Below are 12958 nucleotides of genomic sequence, written 5' to 3' on the forward strand. Positions count from 1 at the left end.
GCCCCCGCCGGTGCCACCGCCGCCCGCGCCGATCACCACCCCGGCGCCGCCGCAGAGCAGCAACCCGCCGCCGTCGAGCAGCACCAAGGACACGACCGGCTCGCAGCTCCCGCCGAACACGGGCCCCAGCTCCAAGCCTCCGACGCTGAGCCCGAATCCACCGACGTGTACGACGCAGACCACGAGTCCGACACCGCCGACCTCACCCACATTGCCGCCGTGTCCGACCAGCGGCTCGTCCACTCCGCCGTCGCCGAGCACGTGACCTGCGGGGAGGTTGGTTAGGGTGGCGGTATGCCTCGTGTTGCCGCCATCGACTGTGGGACCAACTCCATCCGCCTGCTCGTCGCCGAGCTGACGCATCGCCACGACGGCACGGTCGACCTGCGCGACCTGCACCGGGAGATGCGGATCGTCCGGCTCGGCCAGGGCGTGGACGCCACCGGCCGGCTCGCGCCCGAAGCGCTCGAGCGCACCCGGGTCGCCCTGGTCGACTACGCGGTCGCCGCGCGGCGCAAGGGGGTCGAGCGGGTGCGGATGGTCGCGACCTCGGCCACCCGCGACGCGAGCAACCGGGACGAGTTCTTCGCCATGACCCGCGAGGTCCTCGGCACCGAGGCCGAGGTGATCAGCGGCGACGAGGAGGCGCGCCTGTCGTTCACCGGCGCGGTCGGCGAGCAGGATCCGGACGACGGCCCGTTCCTCGTGGTCGACGTCGGCGGCGGCTCCACCGAACTGGTCCTCGGCGACTGGGACGGCCGCCGGGCCGAGGTGACCGCCGCGCGCTCGGTGGACATCGGCTGCGTGCGCATCACCGAACGCGCCCTCAAATCCGATCCGCCCGCCCCGGCCGAGGTCGAGGCCGCGCGCACGCTCGCCGCCGAGGTCCTCGCCGAGGCGTTCGACGCGGTGGACGTGTCGAAGGCGAAGACCTGGATCGGCGTCGCCGGGACCATCACCACGCTTTCCGCGGTGGCGCAGGGACTCCCCGAGTACGACTCCGAGCGCACCCACCTGTCCCGGCTGTCCCGCGCGGACATCGACCGCGTGGCCGGCGAACTGCTCACCGTCGACCACGCCACGCGCGCGGCGAATCCGGTCATCCACCCCGGCCGGGTGGACGTCATCGGCGGCGGCGCGGTGGTCGTCCAGGCGCTCGCCGAGCAGTTCGCCGAGCGCGGCGGCCCGGCCGATCTCGTGGTGAGCGAGCACGACATCCTGGACGGCATCGCGTTATCACTCGCCGAATCCGCCTAGCCCGTCCGGTGGACCAAATACGACTAAAGTGCTGAGCCGATCGAGGTCGGCACTTCATCGTGACCCTTTCGCAATGTCCGCTTCTGTGATCGGGATAACCCATCCGGCTAACGTCTTCTCACCTTGCGGGAGACGCGGTGCCACCCACGTGCGTTGTCCCGGGTCAACCCGAGTTGGAGGGGATATGCGGAGATCGCGATGGGCCGCGGCGGGGGCGCTGATGACTTCGGCGGCGCTGGTACTCACGGGCTGCGGCGGAGGCGGCGACAACTCCGGGGGAACGACGAACAAGGACGCCGGTATCACGGTGTTCAACACCGAACCGGAAAATCCGCTGGTGCCGAGCAACACCACGGAATTCGGCGGTAGCCAGGTGATCAGCGCGCTGTTCACCGGCCTGGTCGAATACAACTCCGACACCACCGCGGTCGAGAACGCGATGGCCGATTCGATCACCGATGTCGAAGCCAAGGTCTACACCATCAAGATCAAAAAGGGCTGGAAGTTCCACGACGGCACCGAGGTGAAGGCGAAGAACTTCGTCGACGCGTGGAACTGGGGCGCCTACGGCCCGAACGCGACGCAGGGTGGCAGTTTCTTCGCCGACATCCAGGGCTACGACGAGGTGCACCCCAAGGACCCGGACGGCCAGAGCGGCCCGCAGAAGGCGCCCACGCCCGCCACCGACAAGATGTCCGGGCTGAAGGTGATCGACGACCACACCTTCGAGGTCACGCTGCGCGATTCGTCACCGGTGTTCAAGACGAAACTGGGCTACGAGACGTTCTCCCCGATGCCCGATTCCTTCTTCGCCGACAAGGCCGGGTTCGAGGCCAAGCCGATCGGCAACGGGCCGTTCAAATTCGTTTCCCGGCAGGTCGGCACCGAGATCAAGCTGACCCGGTTCGACGAGTACACCGGGGCGGACAAGCCGAAGTTCAAGGACCTGACGTTCAAGGTCTACCAGAGCCGCGAAGCCGCCTACGCCGACATCGTCGGCAACAAGCTGGACTTCATGGAGGAACTGCCGCCGAACGCGATGGCCGGGAAGCAGTACAAGACCGACCTCGCCGACCGCGCGATCGAACGCCAGACGCTGAACAACCAGACCCTGGCCTTCCCGCTCTACCAGGAGAAGTACAAGAACCCGGACCTGCGCAAGGCGATCTCCATGGCGATCAACCGCGAGGAGATCACGCAGCGGATCTACGAGGGCAGCCGCCAGCCGGCGGACGGCCTGGTGCACCCGCTGATGAAGGGCTACCTGAAGGGCCAGTGCGGCGAGTTCTGCACCTACAACCCGGCCAAGGCCAAGGAATACCTGGCGAAGTCCGGCTTCACCGGGCAGCTCAAGGTGCTGTCGAACACCGACGGCGGGCACTCGGAATGGGCGACCGCGGTGGCCAACAGCATCAAGAACACGCTGAACATCGACTGCGTGTTCGAACCGGCGACCAGCTTCGGTGACTTCCGCCAGAAGGTGAACTCGCGCGGAATGAGCGACATGTACCGGGCCGGCTGGATCGCCGACTACCCGTCGATCGAGAACTGGCTCAACCCGCTGTACAAGACCGGAACCTCGTCCAACGACGGCGAGTACTCCAGCCCCGCGGTGGACGCGAAACTGGCCGAAGCGGACCACGCGAAGAGCGAGGACGAGGGCATCCGGCTCTACCTCGAGGCGGAACGCATGATCCTGCAGGACATGCCGGTCGTTCCACTGTGGACGCAGAACACCATCAGCGGTAAGTCGAACCGCCTGAAGGTGGCCAAACTCGACCCGTTCCGCAAGCTCGACCTCGCCACCGTCGAAGTCGCGTGACGACGGATTCGGGCCCGCCCACCGCGCTGGGGCGGGCCCGAATCCGGTTTCCGAGGAGTTATCGTGGGTCGTTACGTCCTTCGCCGGCTATTGCAAATGGTTCCGGTTTTTCTCGGCACCACTTTCCTGATCTACGTCATGGTGTGGGCGGTGCCCGGGGACCCGTTCGCCGGTAAGTGCGGTGAACGCGACTGCCCGGATGCCTACATCGACGCCATGAGCGAGAAGTTCAACCTCGACGACAACATCTTCATCCAGTACGTCAAATACATCTGGAACCTGCTCCAGGGCGATTTCGGGGAAACCTTCTCCGGGGTGCCGGTCAGCGAGCACATCGCGAACGCCTATCCGGTGACCCTGCGGCTGGCCATCGTCGCGCTGATCGTGGAAGCGGTCATCGGGATCACCGCGGGCATCATCACCGGACTCCGCAAGCGCGGTTTCCTGGACAGCCTGGTCCTGGTGTCCACGCTGTTCCTGATCTCCATTCCGGTGTTCGTCACCGGTTACGTCCTGCAGCTCGTTCTCGGGATGGAATGGGGAATCATCAGCCCGACGGTCTCCTCCGAGGCGACCTTCGGCGAACTGATCGTGCCCGGGTTCGTGCTGGCCAGCCTGTCCATGGCGTATGTGGCGAGGCTGACCAGGGCGAGCATCGCCGAGAACCGGCGTTCGGACTACGTGCGCACGGCGATCGCGAAGGGCCTCACCCCGCAACGGGTGGTCGGCGTGCACATGCTGCGCAATTCCGCGATCCCGGTGATCACCTTCCTGGGCACCGATCTCGGCGCGTTCATGGGCGGCGCGATCGTCACCGAGGGGATCTTCAACATCCCCGGGATCGGCGGGCTCATCTTCAAGTCGATCCAGACCAAGGAGGGCGCCACGGTGACCGGCCTGGTGGTCCTGCTCGTGCTGGTCTACCTGTTCATGAACCTGCTGATCGACCTGCTCTACGGCGTGCTCGACCCGAGGATTCGCTATGACTGATCCCAATGCCGCGGCCTCTGGAGCCGCGCTCACCGAACACGCCGGGGAGTTCGTCACCGCGCCCGAGACCGGCGGCGAGCCGGGCAAACCGCGGGGCCTGTTCGGCGACGCCTGGCGGGAACTGCGGCGCCGCCCGATGTTCTGGATCTCCTCGGCGCTGATCGTGCTGGTCCTGGTGATGGCCGCGTTCCCGCAGCTGTTCACCTCGGTCGACCCGACGGTCGGGGACCTGGCCCGGCAGCGGCAGGGCCCGTCGGCACAGGCGTGGTTCGGCTACGACAACCAGGGTTACGACATCTACGCCCGGGTGATCCACGGGGCCCGCGCGTCGATCGTGGTCGGGTTGCTCGCGACGATCGGCGCGGTGCTGCTCGGCGGGGTGCTCGGGATCGTCGGCGGCTTCTACGGCGGCTGGCTCGACACGATCGCCTCGCGGATCGCGGACATCTTCTTCGGGCTGCCGTTCGTGCTCGGCGCGATCGTGATCCTGACGACGCTGAACGCGGCCGGCAACGCCGGTGCGGCGCGCATCGTGATCCAGGTGGTGCTGTCCATCGCGGTGCTGTCCTGGCCGGTGTCGATGCGGATCATGCGGTCCACGGCGATCACCGCCAAGCAGCAGGACTACGTGAAGGCGGCGAAGGCGCTGGGCGCGAGCGGCTGGCGGATCATCGTCCGGCACCTGCTGCCGAACTGCCTCGCCCCGGTGCTGGTCTACTCCACCATCGCGCTCGGCGCGTTCATCGCGCTGGAGGCCACGCTGTCCTACCTGGGCATCGGGCTGCGCGCGCCGGTGGTGTCCTGGGGCGTGATGATCAACGACGCGCGCAACTACATCCGCGCGGCGCCGCATCTGCTGCTGTTCCCGGCGGGTTTCCTGACCATGACCGTGCTGGCCTTCGTCATGCTCGGCGATGCCATCCGCGAAGCGCTCGACCCCAAGGCCAGGTGACTTGAATGTCCACAGTGGAGGATGCGGAAACGTTGCTGGAGATCGAGGATCTGCACGTCGAGTTCCGCACGGCGGACGGGGTGGCCAAGGTCCTCAACGGCGTGGACTACCGGGTGCGCGCGGGCGAGACGCTGGCCGTGCTCGGCGAGTCGGGCTCGGGGAAGAGCGTGACCGCGCAGACCGTCATGGGCATCCTCGACGTGCCGCCCGCGGTGGTCACCGGCGGCACGATCCGGTTCCACGGCGAGGATCTGCTGACCGCGAGCCCGCAGCGGCGGCGGGAGATCCGGGGCGGCGGGATCGCGATGATCTTCCAGGACGCGCTGTCCGCGCTGAACCCGGTGTTCACCGTCGGTTTCCAGATCGAGGAGCAGCTCCGGCTCCGGCTGGGGATGTCCCGGCGGGAGGCGAAGGCCCGCGCGATCGAACTGCTCGACCAGGTGCGGATCCCGGGGGCATCCCGGCGGGTGCGCGAGTACCCGCACCAGTTCTCCGGCGGGATGCGGCAGCGCGCGATGATCGCGATGGCGCTGGCGCTCGACCCGGAACTGCTGATCGCCGACGAGCCGACGACCGCGCTGGACGTCACCGTGCAGGCGCAGATCATGGACCTGCTCGCGGAGATCCAGGCCGAGCGGCGGATGGGGCTGATCCTGATCACCCACGACCTGGGCGTGGTGGCCGAGGTCGCGGACCGGATCGCGGTGATGTACGCGGGCCGGATCGTGGAGCAGGCCGACGTGCACGAGTTGTTCCGCGCGCCGGGACACCCGTACACGGCGGCGCTGATGAACTCCCTGCCCCGGCTGGACCTCAAGGGCAAGACCCTGGAGACCATCACCGGCCTGCCGCCGAGCCTGCTGAAGATCCCGCCGGGCTGCCCGTTCCACCCGCGCTGCAAGCGGGCCGAGGACCGTTGCCGGACCGAGCAGCCCGCCGGGCACAGCATCGGTTTCGGGCGCGTGAGCGCCTGTCATTTCGCCGAAGAGGTGGTTTCCCGTGCCTGATCCGATCCTCCAGGTCACCGGGCTGGTCAAGCATTTCCCGGTGCAGGTCGGCGTGGTGTTCAAGCGCACGGTCGGGCACGTCAAGGCCGTCGACGGGGTGTCGTTCGAGCTCTACCCCGGGGAAACGCTCGGGATCGTCGGCGAATCCGGCTGCGGGAAGTCGACGCTCGCGCAGGTGCTCATGCGGCTGGAGGAACCGACCAGCGGCACCGCGCTGTTCGAGGGCCGCGACATGTTCACCATGCGCGGACCGGAACTGCGGCGGCTGCGCCGCGACATCCAGATCGTGCTCCAGGACCCGTACACCTCGCTCAATCCGCGGATGACCGTCGGCGACATCGTAGGCGAACCGTTCGAGATCCACGCCGAGGTGGCGCCGAAGGGTTCCCGGGCGGCGAAGGTGCGCGAGCTGCTCGACGTCGTCGGGCTGAATCCGGAGCACATCAACCGGTACCCGCACCAGTTCTCCGGCGGGCAGCGGCAGCGGATCGGCATCGCGCGGGCGCTCGCGTTGCGCCCCAAGGTGATCATCTGCGACGAGCCGGTGTCGGCGCTCGACGTGTCGATCCAGGCGCAGGTGATGAACCTGCTCGACGAACTGCAAACCGAATTCGGCCTGTCCTATGTTTTCATCGCGCACGACCTTTCGGTGGTGCGGCACCTTTCGACCAGGGTCGCCGTCATGTATTTGGGAAAGTTTGTCGAAATAGGCACCGAAGACGAGATTTACAGCCACCCCGCGCATCCGTACACCCAGGCCCTGCTCTCCGCGGTGCCGGTGGCCGATCCGGCCTTGCGCGGGCGCCGCCAGACGATCCGGCTGGAAGGCGATGTGCCGAGCCCGATCGACCCGCCGTCCGGCTGCCGGTTCCGCACCCGCTGCTGGAAGGCCCAGGACCTCTGCGCGGCGGAAACCCCGCAATTGCTCACCCGGGCGGGGGAGCATCCGAGTGCCTGCCACTTCGCCGAAGAGAAGGTCGTCGTCCCCTGACTTTCGTCGGTAAATCGTTCCATTCCCGCCACCCTTTCTGTACGTTGCGATTACCGTTTTCCGAGGAGGAGTCAGTGAAGAAAACCAGGCTGCTAATTGCCGCCCTCGCGGTACCGCTGGTCGGCGGAATCGTCGCCGCTCCCGTTGCCACGGCACAACCCGAACTTTCCGGCGCCGCCACCGAATTCACGGTTCTGGCCGCCGAAGGGCAGAGCGTTTCCGCCGCCGAACAGGCTATCCGCGATTCCGGCGGCACGGTGGTGCACACGAACTCCGCGGTCGGCCTGATCACCGCGACCGCCCCGGAGAACGGCTTCGCCGAGCGGGTGTCGGCCAACCGGGTGATCTACGGCGCGGCGAAGGCGAAGGCCATCGGCAAGGCGCCCACCCGGAAGCCCGCCCCGAAACCGGACGTCGTGGAAAAGGAAGGCCAGCACTCGGACCGCCAGGCCGCGCCCCAGGGCAAGACCGCCGCGGCCGCCCCCACCGGGCTCGACCCCCTGGACGACAAGCTCTGGGGCCTGAAGTCCGTCCGCTCGGACCTCGCGCGCACCAAGCAGCCCGGGGGCAAGCGGGTCAAGGTCGGCGTCATCGACACCGGGGTGGACGGCACGCATCCGGACATCGCGCCGAACTTCGACGCCGCCGCATCGCGGAACTTCACCCGCGACATCCCGACCGACGAGAAGGGCGCCGTCGTCGACGGGCCGTGCGAGTACCGCGGCTGCGTGGACCCGGCCGACCACGACGACAACGGCCACGGCACGCATGTCGCGGGCACGATCGCCGCGGCCGCCAACGGGTTCGGCGTCTCCGGCGTCGCGCCCGGGGTCACCCTGGTGAACATCCGCGCGGGCCAGGACTCGGGCAGCTTCTTCCTCCAGCCCACCGTCGACGCCCTGACCTATGCGGGCGACGCGGGCATCGACGTGGTCAACATGTCGTACTACGTCGACCCGTGGCTCTACAACTGCGCCGCGAACCCGGCCGACACCCCCGCCCAGCAGCTCGAGCAACGCACCATCACCGCCGCGGTGAACCGGGCGCTCGACTACGCCCACCGCAAGGGCGTCACCGAGATCGCCGCGCTCGGCAACCAGCACAGCGACCTCGGCGCACCGCAACCCGACACCTCGAGCCCGAACTACCCGAGCGACAGCGCCCATCCCCGCACGATCGACAACTCCTCGTGCGTTTCGCTGCCGGTCGAAGGGAACCACGCGCTCGGTGTGTCGTCCTTCGGGCCGTCCCAGGCGAAGGCCGACTACTCGAACTACGGCCTGGAGCAGATTTCCGTCTCCGCCCCCGGCGGCTACTTCCGCGATTACTACGGCACCCCGTGGTACCGCACCAACGAGAACCAGATCCTGTCCACCTACCCGCGCAACGTCGGCGTGGCCTCGGGCAAGATCGACGCCGCGGGCAACGTGACCCCGGCGGGCGAGGCGGCCGGCGTGCAGAAGGCCGTGGCCGCCGACGGCAGCGTCGGGTACTACCAGTACCTGCAGGGCACCTCGATGGCGGCCCCGCACGCGTCCGGCGTCGCCGCGCTGATCGTTTCGCAGTACGGCAAACCGGGCCGCGGCGGCTTCGGCCTGAACCCGGACGCCGTGCAGCGGGTGCTCGAGGGCACGGCCGCGAAGATCGCCTGCCCGGTGCCGCGGACGGTCGACTACCTCAAGGAAGGCCGGGACGCCTCCTTCACGGCGACCTGCGAGGGAACCCCGGACTTCAACGGCTTCTACGGCCACGGCGCGGTGGACGCCTGGTCCGCCGTCACCCGCGGCGCCGCCCATCTCCGCTGACCCCGCGAGTTCCATGAGGGGACCCCTCCAGACAAATTCCGTCTGGAGGGGTCCCCTCATGACATCGGTTTACCAGTAGGTAGGTTCGGGGGTTGATGGGTACCGGGGTCGATCTTGAGCGGTCTCGGTTGTTGCGCGGGCAGCAGCTGCCCGGCGACAAGCTCCGGTCGTGGGTCGTGACCCTGGTGCTCACGGTGGTGGGCGGTTTCGTCCGGTTGCGGGATCTGGGCTACGCGACCGACGGCGGCACCCCGATCTTCGACGAGAAGTACTACGCGCGGCAGGCGTGGGAGATGCTGCGCAACGGCGGCTACGAGGACAACCCCGGTTACCGGTACATCGTGCATCCGCCGCTCGGCAAGCAGTTCATCGCCCTGGGCGAGTGGCTGTTCGGTTACCAGCCCGTCGGCTGGCGGATCGCCGCGGCCATCGCCGGGACGCTGACGATTCTGCTGATCATCCGGATCGCCCGGCGGCTGACCGGTTCGACCTTTCTCGGCGCGGTCGCCGGAATCCTGCTCATCTGCGACGGTTTCTCGCACGTCCAATCCCGGATCGGAATGCTCGACGCCTTTCTGGCGCCGCTGATCCTGGGTGCGTTCGGTTGCCTGCTGGCCGACCGCGCCCAGGTGCGGAACCGGCTCGCCGAGGCGGTCGAGCGGGGCTGGCTCACGTCCCCGTGGGGTCCCCGCCTCGGCGTCCGCTGGTGGCGGGCCGGGGCCGGGGTCTGCCTGGGACTCGCGTGCGGGGTCAAGTGGAGCGGCCTGTGGTTCGTCCTGGCGCTCGGGATCCTGAGCGTCCTGTTCGACGCGACCGCCCGCAGAACCGCGGGCGTGGACCGGCCCTGGCTGGGGACGCTGCGCCGGGACGTCGCGCCCGCCCTGTGGGCGCTGGTGCTCATCCCGATCGGGGTTTATCTCGCGACGTGGTGGGCCTGGTTCGCCAGCGAGACCGGCATCGACCGGCACGCCGCCGAGACCGAGTACGCGGTGGCGCACACGCTCACCTTCGTCCCTGGCGCGCTTCGTTCGCTGGCGTACAACGCCATCAAGGTCCTCGATTTCCACGAGAGCCTCGCGACGCCCGCGGGGGATCCCCATCCGTGGGAATCCAAACCGTGGACGTGGCCAATGGGGCTGCGCCCGATGCTGTACTCCTACGACGCGCACCAGACCGGCTGCTCCGGCTGCGTCCGGGCCACCATGCTCATCGGCACACCCGCCCTGTGGTGGCTCGCCCTGCCCGTGCTCGGCTGGGGCCTGTGGCGCGCGGTGTTCCGGCTGGACTGGCGTTATGCCGCCGTGCTGACCGTCTACCTGGGCGGGCTGCTGCCGTGGTTCACCAACCTCGACCGCCAGATGTACTTCTTCTACATGACGCCCGTGGCGGCCTTCCTGGTCCTGGGCGTCGTCCTGGTCCTGGGGCAGGTGCTCGGCGCGGCGAAGGCGGGCTTCGAACGGCGGGGCACCGGCCTCCTCGCCGTTTCCTGCTACATCGGCCTGGTGGTGGCCAACTTCGCGTGGCTCTGGCCGGTCCTGAACGCCGTGCCGATCACCAACGACCACTGGCAGGCGGAACTGTGGCTGCCCTCGTGGCGCTGATCCGCGGTCACCGGTTCGAGGCGGAGCGGATGAAGGCGGCGAGGTCCTTGCCCTGCCGTACCCGGGATTCCTCGTGCACGTACATCATGTGCCCGGCCGGGTAGTACGCCGTTTCGATGTTCTTCCGCAGCTCGTCGGGAATCGCGAGGTGCGCGAGCACGTGTTCGGCGGCGAAGTACGGGGTCGCGCCGTCGTAGTGGCCCATGGCGACGTGCAGCTTCAGGTGCGGGTTCGCGCGCATCGCCGCGCTCAGACCGTCCACAGCGGACACCGCGCGGCCCTCGAAGTCCGCGTACGACCAGGCGCGGTTCACGTCCATGGAGAGGATCTCGTAGGGGAGATCGTTGGCGTAGTCCAGTTCCCCGCGCACGTAGTGGTTGAAACCCGCCGCGTAGGCGCCGATCATGCGGGAGATCGAGGCGTCGTCGCTCATCAGCTCGCGACCGCCGTCGGGCTCCCAGGTGGTGAAGCGGCCGTCCATCCGGCCGGTCACCAGGCCGCGGTCGCGCAGCAGTTCGGTGAAGAAGCGGACGTGTTCGATGCGCAGGTTCACCCGGTCCACATAGGACTCGTCCAGCCCGGTCAGGGAGGCGAGGGTGCGGACGGCCTCGGTGCGCTCGGCCGCGGAGAGCCGCGCGCCGCGGGCGAGTGCCCAGGGGAGGTCGCGGGACGCGAAGTCCTCGGCGTCGGCGAGCACGTCGTCGAGCGGCCGGTCGCCGTGCAGCCCGTGGTAGTGCGCGATCGCCGCGTAGGTCGGCACGAACAGCGGGTACGGGGTGTCGTTGCCCTCGGTGAAGCGGATCGTGCCCATGTCCAGGACCGAGGAGATGAGCAGCAGGCCGTTCAGGTACAGCCCGTGGCGGTCCTGCAGGTGCCCGGCGAGCGCGGCCGCGCGCAGGGTGCCGTAGGACTCGCCGGCCAGGAACTTCGGCGACAGCCAGCGGCCGTTGCGCGAGGTCCACAGGCGGATGATCTCGGCGACGGACTCCACGTCGGCGGTGAACCCGTGGTACTCCTTCGGCTTCTCGCCGGTCGCCGCCCGCGAGTACCCGGTGGACACCGGATCGATGAACACCAGATCGCTCTGCGCGAGGAGCGTGTCCGCGTTGTCCACCAGCCGGTACGGCGGCGGCTCCGGCGAGTCGACGTCACCCGAGACGACCCGGCGCGGGCCCAGGATGCCCATGTGCAGCCAGACGCTCGACGATCCGGGCCCGCCGTTGAACGCGAACGTCACCGGCCGGGTGCCCGGTTCGGCCCCGTCCAGCGTGTACGACGTCAGGAACACCTCGGCCTTGGCGACGTGCCCGTCGAACTTGCCGTCGGTCAGCACCTCCTTGCGCAGCACGATGCGTCCGGTCTGCGCCGTATAGGCCAGTTTGCGGCGCTTGACGGTCAGCGTGTGCTGCGTGGTGACCAGGTCGTCGGTCGGCTCGGCGGCGGACTCGGTGGTCGGCTCCTCGGTGGTGTCCGGCATGAGATCAAACCTAGTCGAGGACAATGGTCCGGTGACCAAGCGACCGCCCAGTACGCTCGCCGGCCTGGACGCCGCGGTCAGCGGCTGCCGGGCCTGCCCGCGACTGGTCAGGTGGCGGGAGGACGTCGCCCGGACCAAGCGCGCGGCGTTCCGGGACGAGACCTACTGGGGTCGCCCGGTCCCGGGGTTCGGCCCGCCCGACGCCGCGCTCGCCATCGTCGGCCTGGCCCCGGCCGCCCACGGCGGGAACCGCACCGGCCGGATGTTCACCGGCGACCGGTCCGGTGACGTGCTCTTCCAGGCGCTCTACGACGTGGGACTGGCCTCCCAGCCGGAGTCGACCCACCTCGGTGACGGCCTGGAGTTGCGGGGCACCCGGGTCACCGCGCCGGTGCACTGCGCCCCGCCGGAGAACAAGCCCACCCCGGCCGAACGGGACGCCTGCCGCCCGTGGCTGGCCCGGGAACTCGAGCTGCTGCGGCCGACCCTGCGGGCGGTCGTCGTGCTCGGCGCGTTCGGCTGGCAGGCGCTGCTCCCGGTGCTCGCCGACGCGGGCTGGCGGATCCCCCGGCCCCGGCCGGTGTTCGGGCACGGCGCCTGCCTGGTCCTCGGCGGGCCGAGCGAACTCCACCTGCTGGGCAGCTACCACGTGTCGCAGCGCAACACCCAGACCGGACGGCTGACCCCGGCGATGCTGCGCGCGGTCCTCACGGACGCGGCGCGCAAGGCCGGGCTCGGGGACGGGACCTAGGTCCCGGGCAGAACGCGACCGTTGATCCCTCGCGCGCGTGGGGTACGGCGGGTGAAGCTGGAGTAGGAATTGACAGTGCATCTGAAAACAGAAGTGACCTGTGGACTCGCGCCAGGGAACTCGCCGGGCCGAAGGCCCCCGCTATCGCGGCGGCAGGGCGCCCGACGGCATGAAGCCGAGCGTGCCTCGTCGAGGAGCGCCCTGGCGACGTGATCGCGGAGCGAGTTCTCGGAAGGGCACTGAGCTACCAGGACTGAATCGTTGCCGAAATGGCGGCGACCGGGGTCACAGCGGCGCGGGGTCCG

Annotated in this window: 10 protein-coding genes; 9 read left to right on the forward strand and 1 reads right to left on the reverse strand. The window is 68.9% G+C overall.

Translation table 11 applies throughout. From position 1 onward, the window contains the following. The first annotated feature begins 294 nt into the window (after positions 1 to 294). The 8 genes from FXO23_RS28740 (at position 295) to FXO23_RS28775 (ending at position 10425) form a co-directional block, all read left to right on the forward strand. Complete coding sequence (locus tag FXO23_RS28740; RefSeq protein ID WP_158888602.1) at positions 295 to 1257, forward strand: Ppx/GppA phosphatase family protein; 963 nt, start codon at positions 295 to 297, stop codon at positions 1255 to 1257. Between the two features lie 184 nt (positions 1258 to 1441). Further along, complete coding sequence (locus FXO23_RS28745) at positions 1442 to 3079, forward strand: peptide ABC transporter substrate-binding protein (protein WP_158888603.1); 1638 nt, start codon at positions 1442 to 1444, stop codon at positions 3077 to 3079. A 63-nt stretch (positions 3080 to 3142) separates the two neighbouring features. Beyond that, a complete protein-coding gene (locus FXO23_RS28750; protein ID WP_158888604.1) occupies positions 3143 to 4069 on the forward strand; it encodes an ABC transporter permease in 927 nt (308 codons plus the stop codon). Further along, positions 4062 to 5021: an ABC transporter permease gene (locus FXO23_RS28755; RefSeq protein WP_158888605.1), complete on the forward strand. Its 960-nt coding sequence runs from the start codon at positions 4062 to 4064 to the stop codon at positions 5019 to 5021. Before FXO23_RS28750 ends, FXO23_RS28755 begins: the two co-directional genes overlap by 8 nt. Before the next feature lie 5 nt (positions 5022 to 5026). Next, positions 5027 to 6028, forward strand: coding sequence for an ABC transporter ATP-binding protein (locus FXO23_RS28760; RefSeq protein ID WP_179956903.1), 1002 nt, complete (start codon positions 5027 to 5029; stop codon positions 6026 to 6028). Next, on the forward strand, positions 6021 to 7019 hold the full coding sequence (locus FXO23_RS28765) for an ABC transporter ATP-binding protein (RefSeq protein WP_158888606.1): 999 nt from the start codon (positions 6021 to 6023) through the stop codon (positions 7017 to 7019). Before FXO23_RS28760 ends, FXO23_RS28765 begins: the two co-directional genes overlap by 8 nt. A gap of 74 nt (positions 7020 to 7093) precedes the next feature. After that, positions 7094 to 8824 carry a S8 family serine peptidase gene (locus FXO23_RS28770; RefSeq protein ID WP_158888607.1) on the forward strand — a complete coding sequence of 577 codons (1731 nt, stop codon included), beginning with the start codon at positions 7094 to 7096 and terminating at the stop codon, positions 8822 to 8824. A 95-nt stretch (positions 8825 to 8919) separates the two neighbouring features. Next, positions 8920 to 10425, forward strand: a complete 1506-nt coding sequence (locus tag FXO23_RS28775) for a dolichyl-phosphate-mannose--protein mannosyltransferase (protein ID WP_158888608.1) — start codon at positions 8920 to 8922, stop codon at positions 10423 to 10425. A gap of 7 nt (positions 10426 to 10432) precedes the next feature. Here the strand turns inward: FXO23_RS28775 and FXO23_RS28780 are convergent, their stop codons facing one another. Next, positions 10433 to 11902, reverse strand: coding sequence for a S10 family peptidase (locus FXO23_RS28780; protein WP_158888609.1), 1470 nt, complete (start codon positions 11900 to 11902; stop codon positions 10433 to 10435). Here FXO23_RS28780 and FXO23_RS28785 point away from each other — a divergent pair. Then, positions 11901 to 12653, forward strand: a complete 753-nt coding sequence (locus FXO23_RS28785) for a uracil-DNA glycosylase (RefSeq protein WP_158888610.1) — start codon at positions 11901 to 11903, stop codon at positions 12651 to 12653. The genes FXO23_RS28780 and FXO23_RS28785 overlap by 2 nt on opposite strands. Positions 12654 to 12958 lie beyond the last annotated feature (305 nt).

It is taken from the genome of Amycolatopsis anabasis (assembly GCF_009765355.1).
In the GTDB taxonomy this organism is placed as follows: Bacteria; Actinomycetota; Actinomycetes; order Mycobacteriales; family Pseudonocardiaceae; genus Amycolatopsis; species Amycolatopsis anabasis.

Bases quoted from the DNA above. Each gene is read 5' to 3' on its own strand.
- FXO23_RS28775 (WP_158888608.1), top strand. From the start codon at position 8,920: ATGGGTACCGGGGTCGATCTTGAGCGGTCTCGGTTGTTGCGCGGGCAG.
- FXO23_RS28780 (WP_158888609.1), bottom strand. From the start codon at position 11,902: ATGCCGGACACCACCGAGGAGCCGACCACCGAGTCCGCCGCCGAGCCG.
- FXO23_RS28740 (WP_158888602.1), top strand. From the start codon at position 295: ATGCCTCGTGTTGCCGCCATCGACTGTGGGACCAACTCCATCCGCCTG.
- FXO23_RS28760 (WP_179956903.1), top strand. From the start codon at position 5,027: ATGTCCACAGTGGAGGATGCGGAAACGTTGCTGGAGATCGAGGATCTG.
- FXO23_RS28755 (WP_158888605.1), top strand. From the start codon at position 4,062: ATGACTGATCCCAATGCCGCGGCCTCTGGAGCCGCGCTCACCGAACAC.
- FXO23_RS28785 (WP_158888610.1), top strand. From the start codon at position 11,901: ATGAGATCAAACCTAGTCGAGGACAATGGTCCGGTGACCAAGCGACCG.
- FXO23_RS28745 (WP_158888603.1), top strand. From the start codon at position 1,442: ATGCGGAGATCGCGATGGGCCGCGGCGGGGGCGCTGATGACTTCGGCG.